Annotated in this window: 11 protein-coding genes; all 11 read left to right on the top strand. The window is 33.7% G+C overall.

Translation table 11 applies throughout. The annotated features are described in order from the left end of the window. Positions 1-80: 80 nt before the first annotated feature. The 11 genes from FVE77_RS09955 to recJ all read left to right on the top strand — a co-directional run bounded on the left by FVE77_RS09955 (position 81) and on the right by recJ (position 18,780). Positions 81-1,790 (top strand): nitrite/sulfite reductase, encoded by a 1,710-nt coding sequence (locus FVE77_RS09955; protein ID WP_026746862.1) that lies wholly within the window; start codon positions 81-83, stop codon positions 1,788-1,790. Between the two features lie 4 nt (positions 1,791-1,794). Beyond that, positions 1,795-2,859 carry a sulfate/molybdate ABC transporter ATP-binding protein gene (locus tag FVE77_RS09950; protein ID WP_026746863.1) on the top strand — a complete coding sequence of 355 codons (1,065 nt, stop codon included), beginning with the start codon at positions 1,795-1,797 and terminating at the stop codon, positions 2,857-2,859. A 300-nt stretch (positions 2,860-3,159) separates the two neighbouring features. After that, on the top strand, positions 3,160-4,914 hold the full coding sequence (locus FVE77_RS09945) for an adenylyl-sulfate reductase subunit alpha (protein WP_026746864.1): 1,755 nt from the start codon (positions 3,160-3,162) through the stop codon (positions 4,912-4,914). Continuing rightward, entirely contained in the window at positions 4,898-5,227 is a 330-nt protein-coding gene (locus FVE77_RS09940; protein WP_006805883.1) for a 4Fe-4S dicluster domain-containing protein, read from the top strand. Before FVE77_RS09945 ends, FVE77_RS09940 begins: the two co-directional genes overlap by 17 nt. A 42-nt stretch (positions 5,228-5,269) precedes the next feature. Then, on the top strand, positions 5,270-6,172 hold the full coding sequence (gene cysD, locus FVE77_RS09935; protein ID WP_018499671.1) for a sulfate adenylyltransferase subunit CysD: 903 nt from the start codon (positions 5,270-5,272) through the stop codon (positions 6,170-6,172). Beyond that, on the top strand, positions 6,172-7,857 hold the full coding sequence (locus FVE77_RS09930; protein WP_051254523.1) for a sulfate adenylyltransferase subunit 1: 1,686 nt from the start codon (positions 6,172-6,174) through the stop codon (positions 7,855-7,857). The genes cysD and FVE77_RS09930 overlap by 1 nt, the downstream gene beginning before the upstream one ends. 51 nt (positions 7,858-7,908) lie before the next feature. Continuing rightward, on the top strand, positions 7,909-8,940 hold the full coding sequence (locus FVE77_RS09925) for a sulfate ABC transporter substrate-binding protein (protein ID WP_026746865.1): 1,032 nt from the start codon (positions 7,909-7,911) through the stop codon (positions 8,938-8,940). Between the two features lie 138 nt (positions 8,941-9,078). Continuing rightward, positions 9,079-9,927 carry a sulfate ABC transporter permease subunit CysT gene (gene cysT, locus FVE77_RS09920; RefSeq protein WP_026746866.1) on the top strand — a complete coding sequence of 283 codons (849 nt, stop codon included), beginning with the start codon at positions 9,079-9,081 and terminating at the stop codon, positions 9,925-9,927. A 16-nt stretch (positions 9,928-9,943) separates the two neighbouring features. After that, entirely contained in the window at positions 9,944-10,801 is an 858-nt protein-coding gene (locus FVE77_RS09915; RefSeq protein ID WP_232052917.1) for a sulfate ABC transporter permease, read from the top strand. Positions 10,802-11,429: 628 nt separating this feature from the next. Next, positions 11,430-14,999, top strand: a complete 3,570-nt coding sequence (gene nifJ, locus FVE77_RS09910; protein ID WP_026746868.1) for a pyruvate:ferredoxin (flavodoxin) oxidoreductase — start codon at positions 11,430-11,432, stop codon at positions 14,997-14,999. Positions 15,000-15,789: 790 nt separating this feature from the next. Continuing rightward, positions 15,790-18,780 (top strand): single-stranded-DNA-specific exonuclease RecJ, encoded by a 2,991-nt coding sequence (gene recJ, locus FVE77_RS09905; RefSeq protein WP_026746869.1) that lies wholly within the window; start codon positions 15,790-15,792, stop codon positions 18,778-18,780. The last annotated feature ends 64 nt before the right edge of the window (positions 18,781-18,844 follow it).

Raw genomic sequence — 18,844 nt, 5'->3', positions numbered from 1 at the left:
CAAAAAATGTTAAAATAATTGTATATACAAATAATATTGGTGGAATTTTTGGTTTGTGAAGAAGAGAGGAATGTTGGAATATGAAATTGAATAATTATGAAAGAATCAAGGATTATGAGGCTGAGAGAGAGAAAAAAGAGCTGGAGTTTATTATAAATTTGACAAGGGAGGCTTTAACTGATCCTGAAAAGGAGAAGGAGTGGAATGCAGTTAGGACTTCATTTGCACTTTATACAGAAGGAAGAAAAAAAGGGACATATATGATAAGACCTCGTTTTTTTGAAAGTAAAATTGACATTGAGGACTTTGAGTATTTGCTGGATGTTGTGCAGAAGTATTGTGATAAAAGGCTTCATCTTACGACAAGGCAAGATTTTCAGCTGCATGGAATAGAAAAGGAAAATTTGCCAGACTTATTAGAGGCTATTTCAAAAAGAGGATTTTTTACGAAAGCAACTTGCGGAGATTCGACAAGAGCGGTAATTACTCCTGAAACAACTGGATTTGAAGAAGAAGTTTTTGACGTTTCGCCTCATGCAAAAATTGTGACAGATTATATTTTAAATGGACGTGAATTTATGCATTTGCCAAGAAAATACAAAGTTGCTTTTTCAAATAAGGAAGAAAATTCGCTTTATGCAAAAATAAATGACATCGGATTTCAAGCAGTAATTCAAGATGGAAAAAAGGGATTTCGAGTGTATGTTGGCGGAGGAATTGGACCAATTTCAACTAATGCCATTATTTTAAGGGAATTTATCGAGGAAGATGATTTTCTGTATTATATTCATGCAATAAGAAATGTATTTAATGATCATGGAAACCGTAAAATTCGTGCAAGAGCAAGGCTTCGTTATGTTTTGCTAAATTTGGGGGAAGAAAAATTTTTAGAACTGTGTAACGAATATATTTCTAATTTTTATGCTGAAAAAGGGGATAGTCTTAGAGTTTATACAAGAAAATTGCTAGATGAGAGAGAAATTTTAGATAAAGAAAAAGAGCTGGAAAAAATAGAAGTATTTTCTAATGGAGAAAATACAGACGAAAGCATTAAAGATGATGAATTTATAAAAAGTGAAAGAAATATCGTGGCAGGAAAGCATAAAGGAGAATATGGGTATTATTTAAGACCTGCCAGAGGAAATATTTACAAGGAAGATGGGGAAAAATTAATTAAGTTTGTAAAAAGCCTTGACTATAAAGTTGAATTGAAACTTACAAGTTTTCAAAGTATTCTGGTTCGAGGATTGAAAAAAGAAGATGTTTTAAAATTAAGAGAAATTATGGAAGAATATTATGGCGAAAACGAATTTTTTAATTCATACTCGTGTATTGGGAGTACAACTTGTAATGTTGGAATTTTAGATACTCCGCCGATACTGGACTATATTTTTAAATATTTTGAAAATGAGGAAAAAAGGGAGCTTACAAATTATTTGCCACAAATAAAGATTGCTGGATGTCCAAATTCCTGTGCGACACCGCAGATAGCGAAACTTGGATTTAGCGGAAGAAGAAAAAAAGACGGAGAATACTTTGCAATTTTTGCAAGAGGAGAATTTACAGGTAAAACTGTTAAGCTGAATGAAATCGTGGGAGAAATAAAGGCAAGTAAAATTCCGTATTTTCTTGAGGACATTGCAAATATCATAAAAGAGGAAAACATTGAATTTGAGGAGTTTGTACATGAGGAAAGGTTTATTGAGCTGATAGAGAAATACAAGGAATTTGAACTTGAAGTGGTTGATTTCAATGATTTCCGTAAAGCTGATATGGAAAGGGCGTGGTAGATGAATGTATGTGGAACTAAAAAATATTAACAAAATGTACAATAGCTACAAAGCGTCAGACAATATAAATTTAGGCATTAGAAAAGGAAAGCTGGTGGCTTTGCTAGGACCAAGCGGAAGTGGAAAATCCACAATTTTACGGATGATTGCGGGACTGGAAACACCTGATACTGGGGAGATTATAATTGACGGAAAAGTTGTAAATAACATTTCTCCAAGCAAAAGGGGAATTGGCTTTGTTTTTCAGAATTATGCGTTATTTCGGTACATGACTGTGTTTGACAATATTGCGTTTGGGTTGAAAATTGCAAAAGTGAAAAAGTCCATTATAAAGGAACGCGTGGAAAAACTGATGGAGCTTGTGAATATAAAAGGGCTTGGGAAACGGTATCCAAACCAGCTCTCAGGAGGACAGCGGCAAAGAGTGGCATTTGCAAGGGCATTAGCTCCCAATCCTGAATTATTGCTGTTAGATGAGCCTTTTGCTGCAATTGACGCTAAAGTTAGGCAGGAACTTCGGAACTGGCTGCGTGAAACAATTGATAAAGTAGGAATTACGAGCATTTTCGTAACGCACGACCAGGAAGAGGCAATAGAAGTGGCGGATGAAATTATTGTAACAAATAAGGGAAGAATCGAACAAATTGGAAGTCCAAAAGAAATTTATTCCAATCCCAAAACAGCATTTGTAGCCAAATTTATGGGAAACCCAATAGAATTGGAAAATATAAACAGATTTAAAGGTTTTGAAAACTTAAAAAATGGACAAAAAGCAATAATTCGTCCAGAAAACGTAAGTATTATAAAGGCAAATGAAAAATTTAGATATTCAGCTTCAACAGAGAGTGGAATTGTTAAATATACATTGTTTCGTGGAAAAGAAGTAGAAATTGGCGTACAAATAAACGGCACTTTAATAAAAGGAAATCGTAAAATTGAAGAAGATGCTGTATCTGTGGGAGAAGAAGTCAATATTTACATATACCGTTCCTATGCCTTTGGGAAAAATGAGGAAGTGGAAATTGTGGAAAATGAAAATACAAGAAATCAAAATGATGTCGTTATTTAAAAAAAAATAAAAAATTTTTTATATAATATTTAAGTTAATTTGTCTTTGAACTTTTATAGAATATTTATTTGATCTATAATAATTTTTAATTAAAATAACAGTTTATAACTAAATTAAAAATGCTTAGACAAGCGGGGATTGTAAAGGGGATGGCGGTTGATCCCCTTTACGTTTAGAAAAAAGAAAAAGTATAAAAATTATAGGAAAGATATTTTTAATAACAATAATCTATAACAGTAAAATTATAAAAAAGTAAGTTTATAGAATAAGTTAAATAGATGTAGGTTGTGAGGTAATTTTATGGCAGAGAATAAGGCTGACAAAAATAAAAATAATAAGGGAAGAAAAAAACTTGAAATAAAGGAATTGGAAACGGATGTATTGATTATTGGTGGGGGGACTGCTGGATGTTATGCAGCGATTACGCTTGGAAAAAATTCCGATTTATCAGTAATTGTAGCAGAGAAGGCGAATATTAAGAGGAGCGGGTGTCTTGCGGCTGGGATTAATGCAATAAATGCGTATAATGTGAAAGGACGTGTGCCACAGGATTATGTGGATTATGCGGCAAAAGATGCCAATGGAATTGTACGGCACGATTTGTTAATTACTGCCGCGAATAGATTTAATGAGATTACCGCTGAAGTGGAAAAGCTGGGGCTTGTGATTTTGAAGGATGAGAATGGAGAGTATGTTGCACGTGGAAATAGAAATATAAAAATAAATGGAGAAAATTTTAAGCCGATACTTGCTGATGCTGTGAAAAAGGTAAAAAATGTGAGAGTTCTGAATACACTTAATATTACGGATTTGCTTGTGAAGGACGGGAAAGTTTATGGAGCGGCTGGATTTTCTATAAAAAAAGAAGAAGCTATTGTGATTAGGGCGAAAAAAGTGATAATTTCGACTGGAGGAGCGGCTGGACTTTATAAGCCTAATAATCCTGGATTTTCAAGGCATAAGATGTGGTATCCACCATTTAATACTGGAGCGGGATATGCGATGGGAATTTTGGCTGGAGCAGAAATGACAACATTTGAAATGAGATTTATTGCTTTGAGATGTAAGGACACAATTGCGCCAGTTGGAACGATTGCTCAGGGAGTTGGAGCAAAGCAGGTAAATTCAAGAGGGGTTGTTTATGAGGATAAATACGGGCTTACGACTAGTGAGCGTGTTTATGGAACTGTGAGAGAAAATCAACTTGGAAATGGACCTTGTTACTTGAAGACAAGTGGAATTAGTGAAGAAGAAAGTGAAAGTTTGCTAAAGGCATACTTGAATATGGCGCCAAGTCAGACATTGAAATGGATTGAAAGTGGAAAGAATCCGAATGAGCAGGATGTTGAAATTGAAGGAACAGAGCCGTATATTGTCGGAGGGCATACTGCAAGCGGCTTTTGGGTGAATACGAACAGAGAAACTACAATTAATGGGCTTTATGCGGCAGGAGATGTAGCTGGAGGCTGTCCGCAGAAATATGTTACAGGTGCATTGGCTGAAGGTGAAATTGCAGCGCTTGATATAATTTCAAAGTTAGCTGATGAAAAAAATATTAATTGTGGAAAAATTGATGAAAATGTGGAAAACTTCTTGGATGAACAAAAAAACCAAATTATTAATCAGTATGAAAAAATAAGAAATACAGAAGCCAAAAGATTTTCAACGGAAGATATGGAGGAAGGAATGCAAAAAATTATGGATGAATATGCAGGTGGAATCTCTACAAACTATCAATTTAATGAAAAGCAGCTAAATTTGGCAAAAGAGAAAATTGATCAGCTTATAGAGCTTTCTGATGAGCTTTCGGCAGATAATATGCATGATTTAATGTTTGCTTATGAGCTAAAAGAGAGACTGATAGTGTGTAAATCACTAATTGGGCATCTTTTTTTCAGGAAGGAAACGAGATGGCATTCGTTTAATGAAAATCTGGATTATCCTGAAACTGATGAAAATTACTTTAAATATGTGAATTCGAGGTTAGTTGACGGAGAACTGGAAGTATTTATGAGAGAAATTGTTAAGGAGGAGAAATATGAGCATAGTAATTGATCCGTATGTGTGTATAGGATGTACAAAATGTACGCTGGTATGTCCGGGGACTTTGATTGAAATGCAGAAAGTGGATGACATGAAAATCGAAAAGGCGGTTATGCAGTATCCGAAAGATTGCTGGGGCTGTGTTTCCTGCGTGAAGGAATGCCCGGTTCAGGCAATTTCATTTTTCCTTGGGGCAGATATTGGAGGTAATGGAAGCACAATGACAACTAAGGAAGAAGGAGATGTTCTGAAATGGATTATTGAAAAAAGGGACGGAACTGTGGAGGAAATTGATATAAACAGGAAAGATGCGAATAAATATTGATGAAATTTAATAAAAAATAAAAAAAGAAAGGGTGATTTATATATGAATGAATTATCTCATTTAGATGAACTGGAAGCGGAAGCGATATATATTATTCGGGAAGTTGCGGCTGAATGTGAGAATCCTGTCATGCTGTATTCGATTGGGAAGGACAGTTCGGTTATGCTGCATTTGGCAATGAAGGCATTTTATCCTGAAAAGCCGCCTTTTCCGTTTCTTCATGTGAATACTGGATGGAAATTTAAGGAAATGATAAATTTTCGTGACAGAAGAGCAAAGGAGCTTGGGATTGAAATGATTGAGTATATTAACCCTGAAGGAGTTGAGAAAAATATTAATCCGTTTGATCATGGAGCTTCATTTACAGATATTATGAAAACGCAGGCATTGAAGCAGGCACTTAATAAATATGGATTTACTGCGGCATTTGGTGGCGGCAGAAGAGATGAAGAAAAAAGCCGTGCAAAAGAAAGAATTTTTTCATTCAGAAATGCAGCTCAAGCATGGGATCCTAAGAACCAGCGGCCAGAAATGTGGAAACTTTACAACACAGAAATTAGTAAAGGTGAAAGTATCAGGGTTTTCCCAATTTCCAACTGGACTGAAAAGGATATTTGGGAGTATATTCAAAGGGAGAATATACCAATTGTTTCACTTTATTCGGCGGCAGAACGTCCTGTTGTGGAAAGGGATGGAAATTTGATAATGGTTGATGATGAGAGAATGAGACTGGAAGAAGGCGAAGAGCCTGAAATTAGGATGGTTCGTTTTAGAACTTTAGGAGATTATCCGTTATCAGGAGCTGTGGAGTCAAACGCTGTAACTTTGGAGGAAATAATAGATGAAACGCTAAGTTCGGTGGAATCTGAAAGAACAAGCAGGGTTATTGACAAGGATAGCGGAGCGGCGAGCATGGAAAAAAGAAAAAGAGAGGGGTATTTTTAATGGTAAGATTATTAAAATTTATAACTTGTGGGAGTGTGGATGACGGAAAATCGACGTTAATTGGAAATATCCTTTACAATTCTAAGCTGCTTTATGCGGATCAGGAAGAAGCCTTAATTTTAGACAGTAAAGTCGGTTCACGTGGAGGAGCAATCGATTATTCGCTGCTTTTGGACGGACTGATGGCTGAAAGGGAGCAAGGAATCACAATTGATGTGGCATACCGGTATTTTACGACAAATAAACGGAGCTTTATTGTGGCTGATACGCCAGGGCATGAGGAATATACTCGAAATATGGCGGTTGGAGCTTCATTCGCGGAAGTTGCAATTTTGCTTTTGGATGTTACAAAAGGTGTACTTGTTCAAACTAGAAGACACGCAAGAATTTGTTCAATGGTTGGAATACGCCACTTTGTTTTCGCAGTAAATAAAATGGATTTAGCAAAATACAGCGAAGAAAAATTTAATAAAATTGTCGATGAAGTGAAGGAATTAGCGAAGGAACTGGAATTAGAAAATATAAAAATAATACCTGTGAGTGCCACTGAAGGTGATAATGTTACCAAAAAATCTGAAAATATGGACTGGTATAAGGGCGGGAGCATTATAGAATATCTGGAAACAGTGGATGTGACAGAAAATAACGAAAATTCAGACTTTTATATCCCAATCCAGCGTGTATGCCGTCCAAATCACGAATTTAGAGGATTTCAGGGGCAAATTGAAAGTGGAATTATACGAACTGGAGAAGAAATCACTGTTTTGCCAAGTAATGAAACTGCAATTGTTAAAACGATTTTGAATGGAGATAAAAATGTAGAAGAGGCATTTTCTGGACAGGCTGTTACAATTCAGCTGGACAAGGAAGTGGATGTGAGCCGTGGTTCTGTTATTACAAAAAACAAAAATCTTCCAGTTGCAAAATCGGTTGAAGCCGTATTATTGTGGATGGATGATGACAAATTGACAGCTGGAAAGGAATATTTGGCAAAACTTGGAACAAAGAAACTTTCTGCAATATTAAAGGAAATTGTATATAAAATTGATGTGAATACAGGAGAAAAAATTGAAACACAAAGTATCACAAAAAATGAAATTGCATTTTGCAAAATAGAATTTTCAGATAAAGTTATTGTTGATTTGTTCAAAAAAAATAAGGCTTTGGGAGAATTGATACTGATTGACAGGCTTTCACATCAGACTGCCGCTGCAGGAGTAGTGGAAAATATTGATACAATTGGAGAAAAACCTTATTTTGAAAAGGATGACATAAAAATTGACGGATACATTTTTGAAGAACTGTATTTCGATTTCGAAAATGCGAGAATGTCTAAAGAAGGAACAAAAGAAAAAACATACCATGTAGGCGATGAAGTGCCTCAAAAAGGAGATAGCTTTGAATATCCGCAATATTATGACATTATATCACTTGAAAGTGAGGCGGCAGTTTTAGTGCGAGACTGTAAAATTTTTGATATTGTTAAATTAGAAGATTATCATTTTACAGGACTGCCAATATTAGACACAGCAGGATTCGGATTGCAGATTAAAACTAAAGAAGATATGAAAAATTATCTTTTAGACTGCAATCAAAATGTAAATAAAGTGGAAATTCACAAAAAATGGGCAAAATTTGAAACTTACAGAAGAGTAGTAAGTGGGGATAATTTCTATATGATTTAATATTAACCAGATTATTGAATAGACAGATTTCATAAAAAGGGGAACGTGAAGATGTTAAAGAAACTGAAAATACCAGTAATATTTGCTATAATTGTTATTTTTCTTTATTTTATCGGAATTATGCGGCAAAACAGCAAATCTGGAAAAAGCAGGAAAAAATTGGAAATTGTAAATGTTTCCTATGATCCTACCCGTGAACTGTACGAAAAGTATAACAAGCTGTTTATGGAATATTACAGGCAAAAATACGGACAGGATGTGAAAATTTCCCAATCGCATGGAGGCTCAGGCTCACAGGCACGTTCGGTAATTGAAGGGCTTGATGCGGATGTGGTAACTTTAGCACTGGAAAATGATGTGGCACTTCTTGAGAAGGCAGACTTGCTTGAAAAAGGCTGGGTAAACCAATTTCCCGGAAGCTCTTCTCCGTATACCTCTACAATCGTTTTTCTTGTAAGAAAAGGAAATCCGAAAAATATTAAGGACTGGAACAGTTTGACAGAAAAGGGAATAAAAGTGATAACACCTGATCCGAAAAGCAGTGGTGGAGCTTGCTGGAATTTTCTGGCAGCATGGTCATACGGACGTGAAAAATTTGGAAATGATGAGCATAAGATTCAAAATTTTGTGAAAAATATTTATGACAATGTGGCAGTAATGGATTCGGGGGCAAGGGCAGCAACTACGACTTTTGTGGAAAATAATCAGGGAGATGTGTTTATTGCGTGGGAAAATGAGGCGATTGCTACGGTTAGGGAGTATCCTGAAAAATATGAGATTGTCTATCCGAGTGTGAGTATTTTGGCACAACCGACAGTAGCAGTAGTTGACAAAGTTGCAAAAAACAACGGGACTTATCAGATAAGTACAGAATACTTGAAATATCTGTATTCAGAAAAAGCGCAGGAAATAATCGCTGAAAGTGGCTACAGACCTTACAATCAGAAAATTCTGAAAAAATATGAAAATAAATTTGACTTGAAGATGAAACTAACAAAAATAGATGATTTTGGCGGCTGGAAAAAAGCCTACGAGAAATTTTTCAATGAAGGTGCATTATTTGATAAAATTTATGAAAATTAGAAGTATAAATTGTTTCAAAATTAAATAGCAATAATACTTGTGCGGCAAAGGTTCATTGTCAAAAGTCTTTTTATTTGATATAAGAAAATAGGCAAAAAATCTTTTAATTGGAGATATTGTTATGAAAGGAGTAAAAAAATGAAAATATTAGCATTAAAAAGAAAAGAGCGGCCTGTAATTCCAGGATTTGGACTTACATTTGGAATATCATTGACAATGCTGTCAATTCTGATATTAATACCTTTAGCCTCGATATTAGTTTATTCCTTTAGGCTGTCACCTCTTGAATTTTGGAAACTTGTAACAGAAAAGCCAGTTTTGAATGCATTTTTTACAAGCATCATCTGTTCATTTATAGCTGCCGCTGTAAACTGCGTTTTCGGAGTAATTTTGGCGTGGGTGCTTATAAGATACGACTTTTTTGGAAAAAGATTTTTAGACGGAATGCTTGAATTGCCTTTTGCCTTGCCTACTGCAGTTGCAGGAATCACACTTTCAAAAATGTATTCTGATACTGGGATGGTTGGAAAATATTTTGCAAAAATTGGGATAAAAATTTCATATACTCACGTTGGGATAATAATTGCCTTAATTTTTGTAGGAATTCCTTTCGTGGTAAGAGCAGTTCAGCCAATTCTGGAAAAGCTGGACAATCAGTATGAGGAAGCGGCATACATCTTAGGTGCAGACGGAAAAACGACTTTTTGGAAAGTAATTTTCCTTGAAATAAGACCTGCCTTATTAACAGGATTTGGACTTGCCTTTTCAAGAGGGCTTGGAGAATATGGAAGTGTAATTTACATTTCAGGAAACAGCCTAAAAGAGCATACACAGGTTGTTTCCTATGTAATTATGCAAAAATTAAATTATGTCGACTATCCTTCTGCGACTGTAGTTGCTCTGGTTATGCTAATATTTTCATTCACACTTTTATTTTTAATAAATTTAGTTCAAATGAACCAGTTCAAGCGGACAAACAATGTTTAGGAAAGGGGAAAGAGTGATGGATAAAAAAAATAACATTATAAAGTATGTATTAATAGCAGTAAGTATCCTGTTTGTCGGCATTATGTTAGTATTGCCGCTAATTGCGATTATTACAAATTCGCTTCAAAAAGGCTGGACATTTTACATAAGAAGCTTAACAGATAAATACGTCCTTTCAGCTTTGAAAATTACAGTGATTGCAACAATCTCAGCATTAATTATAAATACTTTTTTTGGAATAGCGGCGGCATGGCTTCTCACAAAGTTTTCATTTCGTGGAAAACATATTTTGGCAACGCTAATAGACATCCCTTTCTCGATTTCTCCAGTAATAGCAGGTCTTGCCTTCATTATGACCTTTGGGAGAATGGGCTGGGCAGCACCTTATATTGAGCATCTAAATAAATTTTTTGTACTTGACATAAAAATAGTGTTTGCAATTCCAGGAGTAATTTTAGCTACTGTATTTGTAACTTTTCCTTTTATTTCAAGGGAAATCATTCCAATTCTGAATGCACAGGGAAAAGATGAGGAAGAAGCGGCCGCATTAATGGGAGCAGACGGATTCACGATTTTCAGAAAAATAACATTACCACAAATAAAATGGGGACTTCTTTACGGAATTATCCTTTGTACAGCAAGAGCGTTAGGAGAATTTGGAGCAGTAAACGCATTATCAAAAGCAAGAGGAAAAACATTTACTTTGCCACTAGAAATAGATGCTTTATATCTGTCAGGCTCATCAGAGTCAATAGTATCAGCATTTGCAGTATCTTCACTTTTGGTAATAATTTCAATATTTATTCTGATTATAAAAAATATTATTGAACATAAATCTACAAAAAAGGAATTTAAAAATGATTTTCTTAAATAATTTATTTAAATTTATTTTTAAAAATTTAAACTAATAACTATTTCTTAATTCTTAGAAAATATATTGTTGTTAATAAAAATTTTTTCTGTAATTCTTATGTTTTTCTTTTTTGAATACATAAAGGGGATTACTCGCCATTCCCTTTACAATCCCGGCTTGTTTAAGCATTTTTAGTTTAATCATAACAGGTAATTTTATTAAAGCAAAAATATTTTTTATAAATTTCCGAGATTTTAATTTTTCAGTAAAAGACAACTTGTTTGAGCTTTTCTATTTTATTTGAATAGACAACAACTTAATGAGATGAAAATAACTTTTGTTAAAAGCGAGTTTTGTCTTTTGCTGTAAAATTGAAATTCGAGAGCGGGAGTGCAGAGGTATGGCGTCTGATACCTCTGCGTTAAAAAAACTAAAATAAATAAAATTAAGAAAAAACAGTTATTAATAAAACTAATCTATAAGAATAAAAAAATTAATAAATAGAAATTAGGAGATAAAAAATAATAGAAAGAAAAGTTAAAAAGTAATTGCAAATTTGGACTAGAAAATATATAATTATATATAGCTAGAATTTTATAAATGCAAGTTAAGCAGAGAAATTATAAAATTCTTTAATTTGGAGGGAAAAATGACAAAAAATATGAAAACAATGGATGGTAACCAGGCTGCAGCTCATATAGCGTACGCATTTACGGAAGTTGCTGGAATTTATCCGATTACTCCGTCATCAACTATGTCAGAGCTTGTAGATCAATGGGCATCATACGGAAAGGAAAATTTATTTGGAATGCCGGTAAAGGTTGTGGAAATGCAATCAGAGGCTGGAGCTGCAGGGATTGTACACGGATCGTTACAAACTGGAGCTTTGACCACGACATTTACTGCTTCTCAAGGATTACTATTAAAAATACCTAATATGTATAAAATAGCTGGGGAATTGCTTCCAGGTGTAATGCATGTTGCGGCAAGGGCTATTTCTGCACAAGCATTATCAATATTTGGAGATCATCAGGATATTTATTCTGCTAGAATGACAGGATGGACTATGCTTGCGACAAGTTCGGTTCAGGAAGTTATGGATTTAGCTGGAATTGCACATTTAACAGCAATTAAGTCAAGAGTGCCAGTAATGCATTTTTTTGATGGATTTAGGACTTCGCATGAGATAAATAAAATAGAGGTTATGGATTATGAGTTTCTTGAGAGCCTGCTTGATAAAAAAGCTGTTCAGGAATTTAGAGAAAGAGCATTAAATCCAGAAAATCCTGTAACAAGGGGAACAGCTCAGAATGACGATATTTATTTTCAGGCAAGAGAAGCCCAAAATAAATTTTATGAAGCTGTACCTGATATTGTAAATGACTATATGAAAAAAATTAGCGAAAAGACAGGACGGAACTATGCACCTTTTGTTTACTACGGTTCAGAAACTGCTGAAAGAGTTATTATTGCAATGGGATCTGTAAATGAAACAATCAAGGAAGTTGTAGATTATCTTAATAAAAATGGCGAAAATGTGGGAGCATTGAATGTTCATTTATATCGTCCGTTTTCTAGCAAATATTTTTTTGATGCAATGCCGAAAAGCGTGAAAAAAATCGCTGTACTTGATAGGACAAAAGAGCCTGGAGCATTGGGTGAGCCATTATATATGGATGTAAAGGCACTTTACTATGGACGTGAAAATGCACCTGAAATTGTCGGTGGAAGATACGGACTTTCATCAAAGGATACAACGCCTGAACAAATTGTGGCAGTATTCAAAAATCTTGCACAAAAAGAACCTAAAAATAACTTTACAATAGGAATTATTGATGATGTTACATTTACATCACTGGCGCTGGAAGATGAAGTGTTTACTGGAAATGAGGATGTGAAAGGCTGTCTATTCTTTGGGCTAGGTTCAGATGGAACGGTTGGAGCAAATAAAAATTCAATAAAAATTATTGGAGATAAGACAGACTTGTATGCACAAGGTTATTTTGCATACGATTCAAAAAAAGCTGGAGGAGTGACAAGATCTCATTTGAGATTCAGTAAAAATCCAATTCGCTCAACTTACTTGGTTACAAGACCTAATTTTGTGGCTTGTTCGGCACCTGCATATCTTGGGAAATACGATATGATTTCTGGATTAAAAGAAGGAGGAACATTCCTCTTAAATACAATCTGGGAAAAAGAGAAATTGATTCCAAGTATTCCGAATGAGATAAAAAGGGAACTGGCTAGAAAAAAAATCAAATTTTTCATTATAAATGCTACAAAATTAGCTAAAGAAATTGGATTAGGAAATAGAACAAATACTATTATGCAATCAGCCTTTTTCTATCTTTCAGAAGTAATTCCTCATGAAGAAGCAAAGGAATACATGAAAGAGTATGCAGAGAAAAGTTACGGAAGAAAAGGACAAGATATTGTTCAAAAAAACTGGAATGCGATTGACAGAGGAATTGACGGTCTGGAAGAAGTTGAAGTATTGCCAGAATGGGCAGATCTTGAAGTCGATGAAAAAATCATTGACGATGCAAAACCTGAATTTATCAAAAAGATTGCAGATCCGATTAATCTTATGAAAGGTAATGAATTGCCAGTTTCTTCAATTATAGAAAATGGAATGGTTGACGGAAGCTTCCAGCATGGAACGGCACATTATGAAAAAAGAGGAATTGCTGATGAAGTGCCAGAATGGCAGCCAGACATGTGTATCCAATGTAATCAATGTGCTTATGTATGTCCTCACGCTGTAATACGTCCGTTTCTGCTTGATGAAGAAGAAATGAAAAAGGCACCAGAAGGAATGCCTACAATAAAAGCTCTTGGTAGAGGAATGGATGGACTTGAATATAAAATTCAGGTATCGCCTCTGGACTGTACAGGATGTAGTGCCTGTGTAGATGTTTGTCCTGCGCCACGTGGAAAAGCCATTGTTATGAAATCTACTCAATCTCAAATTGAAAGAAATGAAATTGAATACACAGATTACTTATTTAATAATGTTTCATACAAAGATAAGATTTTAGGAAAAAATACTGTAAAAGGCTCACAATTTGCAAAACCTCTATTTGAATTTTCTGGAGCGTGTGCAGGCTGTGGAGAAACACCTTATATTAAATTGGTGACACAGTTATTTGGAGAACGTATGATTGTGGCAAATGCGACAGGATGTTCTTCAATTTATGGAGCTTCTGCACCATCTTCACCTTATACGACTGCTGAAAGTGGTTGTGGGCCTGCATGGGCTTCTTCACTATTTGAAGATAATGCTGAATATGGATATGGAATGTTTCAGGCTGTAAATACAATTCGACTCAGAATTTTAAAAAGAATGGAAGAAATAAAAGCAGATGTTTCAAGTGAATTAGCTGATTTATTTACCATTTTTGCTGAAAATTTTTATGATGGAGATAAAACTACTGAAATTCGAGATGAACTGGTAATCTTATTAGAAAAGGAAAATAATGAAAATCCGAATGAAAAAGTAAAAAAGAATACTCAAGAAATACTGGAGTTAAAACAATACTTAATAAAAAAATCAATGTGGATGTTTGGAGGAGATGGATGGGCTTACGATATCGGATTTGGAGGTCTTGATCACGTCCTGGCTTCTGGAGATGATGTAAATGTTCTTGTACTTGATACGGAAGTTTATTCAAACACAGGAGGACAATCTTCAAAATCTTCGAGAGCAGGAGCAGTTGCAAAATTCGCAGCATCGGGAAAACCAATCAAGAAAAAAGATTTAGCTGCGATACTAATGACCTATGGAAATATCTATGTTGCTAAAGTATCGATGGGTGCAAATCAAAATCAGACACTAAAAGCAGTAAGAGAAGCAGAGGCTTATCCAGGACCATCAATAATAATTGCTTATTCACCTTGTATAGAGCATGGAATAAAAGCTGGCATGGGTAAATTCCAGACAGAAGAAAAACTTGCAACAGAAGTAGGATACTGGCCAATTTTCAGATATGATCCAAGACTCGCTGAAAAAGGGAAAAATCCACTGCAGTTAGATACACGAAATCCTGCTTGGGACAAATATGAAGATTTCCTGCTAGGGGAACGAAGATATGCAACTTTAGCCGCAGAATTTCCTGAAAAAGCCAAAGAATTGCTTGAAGCAAACTTAAAAAATGCCAAAGACAACTGGAACTACTACAAACGAATGGCAGCAATGGATTATTCAGCAGAAGAATAAAATTAAATTAAGATAAAATTTATTTTTTATAAAAAGAGATTCCCCTTTATTTTAGGGGTTTTTCTTATTTTGCAGAAAAAAATAGAATAGCTGGCATTTATTTTGATAAAAAAATGTGGTAAAATTATGTAGATATTCAAATTAATGCTTTTTATTTAAGGTCCATAAGATGAATTATTGTTAATAAATATTTTTTAAAATTTATATGTTATTTCTTTATTATAAAGCAAAGGGGAACAGTCGCCATCCCCTTTTCAAACCCGGCTTGTCTAAGCATTTTTTTGAAACGAAAACGAAACTCGCTGACGCTCACTTTCGCAGATAAAGATTAGAACAACTCTACAAAATATATTTGCTATGAAGGTTCTAGCGAAAGAAACACATAAATGTGTTTAGTCGTTTTCATTCCAAAAAAATCACGACATTTTTAATTTAATTATGAAGGCTGTTTTAATAAAGAAATATTAATCAAAATGCTTATACTAATATATAATTAAACTATGTATAATAAATTAGGAAAAAGTATATATTGTCGCTATTGATTAAACCTGTTCGACAACTATATGTCTTTATTAATAAAACAAATATTCTGAAGCAAGAGGTCTTGACCTCTTGTGAAAATGAAAAAGTTAAGTTAGCGAAAACATCGGTTGTGTACCATTTTTAGTTAGAAATTAGTATTAAAATGAATATTTTAAAAGAATTTAGTAATTCGAATACTTAAAAAGAGAGTACAATAATAAAAATAAAGTTTAAAATAAGAGGGGAAAATATAAAAGAGGAGAAAACTATGAGAAATACAAAATGGGCTGCAAAAATTATTCCTAATCCACGACAGGAGAGGGAATATATTGAAAGAGACAACAAGCAGAAAAATGATGAAAAAACAAAAAAATTGAAAAAAAGTAAGACTGAAAAACAGAATTTTGAAAATATGAATTTAAGTTCGGTAATTGATAATGATATTTTGAAAATACTTTATTCACGGGGAATAACGACAGAGAAGGAAGTAAGGGAGTTTTTGAATCCAAAACTTGAAAATATCCAGAATCCTTATGGACTGCAGGATATGGAAAAGACAGTTTTGGAAATTGAAAAGGCGATAAAGGAACAGAAGAATATTTGGATATATGGAGATTATGATGTGGATGGAATTACTTCGACATCTATTTTGTATATGGCATTAAAAGAGCTTGGGGCGGAAAATGTGAACTACTACATTCCTATTCGGGATGAAGGGTATGGACTGAATAATGAGGCTTTGAAGAAAATTAAAGAATCTGGGGCGGATTTGGTAATTACTGTGGATTGTGGAATTACAGCGTTTCCTGAAGTGGAGTTTGCAAATTCTATAAATTTGCCGATAATTATTACGGATCACCATAATTTACATGGGGATAAAGTTCCAGACGCTATTACAGTTGTGAATCCAAAACGTCCTGAAAATAAATTTTCCTTTGAGTTTCTAGCGGGAGTTGGGACTATTTTTATGGTAATTCTTTGTCTTTATGAAAGAATTGGGAAAAAGGCAAAAGCATATAAATATCTCGATCTGGTGGCAATTGGTACGGTTGCGGATATTGTTCCGCTGGTGGAGGAAAACAGGATTTTGACTAAGTTTGGGCTGGAGCAGCTGAGCCGTTCTAAAAATAAGGGGCTTAGATTTTTGCTGTATAAATTGTTTAGTACGCAAAATTCAGATTTTAATGAAAAAACTGAGTATAATTCGTATGATGTGGGCTTTATCATAGCACCTGTCTTTAATGCGGCTGGAAGGCTTAAAGATGCAAAAATGGTGGTAAAATTGCTAATTTCTGATAATGACAGGGAAATTGAGATAATCGTAAAGGAATTGATTAATAAGAATTTTGAGCGAAAAGAATTGCAGAATCAAATCGTCGAAAAAGTGGAAAAACATATTGAAGAAAGCGATTTAAAGGAAGATTATGTGATTGTAGACTATTCGCCTGAATATCATCACGGAGTAATTGGTATAGCAGCTTCTAAAATTGTGGATAAATATTACAAGCCTGCGATTATCATTGAAGTGAAGGAAGATGAAGGAATAGCAGTTGGATCATGCCGAAGCATTGGGAACTTTAATATTTTGGAGGCGTTGCAGTCGATGCCTGAACTTTTTGTGAAATTTGGGGGACATTCTGGAGCGGCTGGATTTACGATTGGAATAAAAAATTTGGAATTATTTAGGAAAAAAATAAATAAATTTGCAAAAACAAAACTAAAGGAAGAGGATTTTGTAAAAATAATAGAAATTGATAAGCAAATCCCAATTCAAAAGGTTTCCTACGAATTTTTCCAAATAATAGAACTGTTAAAGCCATTTGGATTTGGAAATCCAATGCCGACGTTCAGGACAAATAACGTACTTTTTGAAAATATAAAGTTCATTGGAGAAAATAAAAATCATATAATGTTTGACATAAAGCAAAAGGGATTTTTTAATAAAAATGCTGTCTGGTTTAATTCTGGCGAGTATTTTAAAGAACTGAACGAGAATTTGTTTTACGACATTGTTTATAAATTAAAGACAGAAATGTTTCAAGATAGATATTATACGAAAGTGTATGTTGAGGATGTGAAAGTGTCGCAGTTGAAGGACGATACTTTATCTTATTATCATTCGCTTTTTAACACATCTTTCCCGATGAAGTCGGTATTTTATACAAATATTGAGCTGGAAACGGAAAAGAAAATTACAATGAAAATGGAATTTGACCAGGTTTCGCTTTTTCAAGGAAGAAAGTTCATTGGACGGCTTGATTACAGCATTTCCAACTTGTTAATACTTTTAAATCAGTATTATAACTGGAATTTTACTGTGAAAATGGAGGATGTGAAGCAGGCTTCAAATCATAATATTGTAAATATATTGATAAAAAGAGATTATAATTTTAAATGTTATGATCACACGCAAATTGGTATTTTTAAGAAAATAAAAGAATTTTTGATTGGGAAAATGGAGTATAATTCACAGACTAAAGAATTGCTGGCACAGTTTTTTAAACAAAATAAAAACTTGATTATAAAAAATATTTTTGATGAAAATGAAAAATATAAATACAAAATGTCAAATTTTGAAAACTTTTTACTGACAGTTGGAATTTATTATAAAAAAATGACTGATAAAAAAAGTCAAATTGTAATAAGTTCAGATAAAAAGCCAATTTTTAACAATTTTATAAAATCATATTTTGATATAAATGAAGAATATTCTGAAAATGACTATCCATTTACATTATTTTATAATTACAAAGATATAGAACGGTTGGAAAATATTATAAAAACAGATTTTTCAATGCAAAACGAAATCAATTATGAAATTAAGGAAAACAGCCAAAATCTTGAAGTTAATGAAGAGCCAAAACAGCTGGAATACAAGAAAATTGAAAAAATAGAGTTTAAAAATAATGAAAATGTGGAAAACTCCGAGAGTATTGTGGAAAAACAGCAGGAAAATACTGAAAAGTTAAGTGAAGCTGGAAAACAGGAAGTAGAGAACAGATTTTGCATAATAATAAATTCTGAAGATTTTATGGTAAAAACAGATGATTTGGACAAAAATAATATTGAAGAGATAGATACGAAAATTGAAGTGCCAGAAAATATAATGTTTTTAGAAAATTCAACGAAGAAGGAGAGAAAAAATGCAAAAAATATTTTTGTAGAATATTTACCGATTGAAGAAAAAATTAAATTGAAAAAGTTGCTTACTGATGGAGAAAAGATTTATTCTGATTATTCGGTTAATGAGATTTTGTAAAAGTAAATGATGATACAAATATTTGAGTAGCAAAAATCTTAATTTGTTGTAAAAAATTATAAAA

This window comes from Leptotrichia hofstadii (assembly GCF_007990525.1).
Classification (GTDB): Bacteria; Fusobacteriota; Fusobacteriia; order Fusobacteriales; family Leptotrichiaceae; genus Leptotrichia; species Leptotrichia hofstadii.
This window is presented reverse-complemented; position numbering and strand designations above follow the sequence as displayed.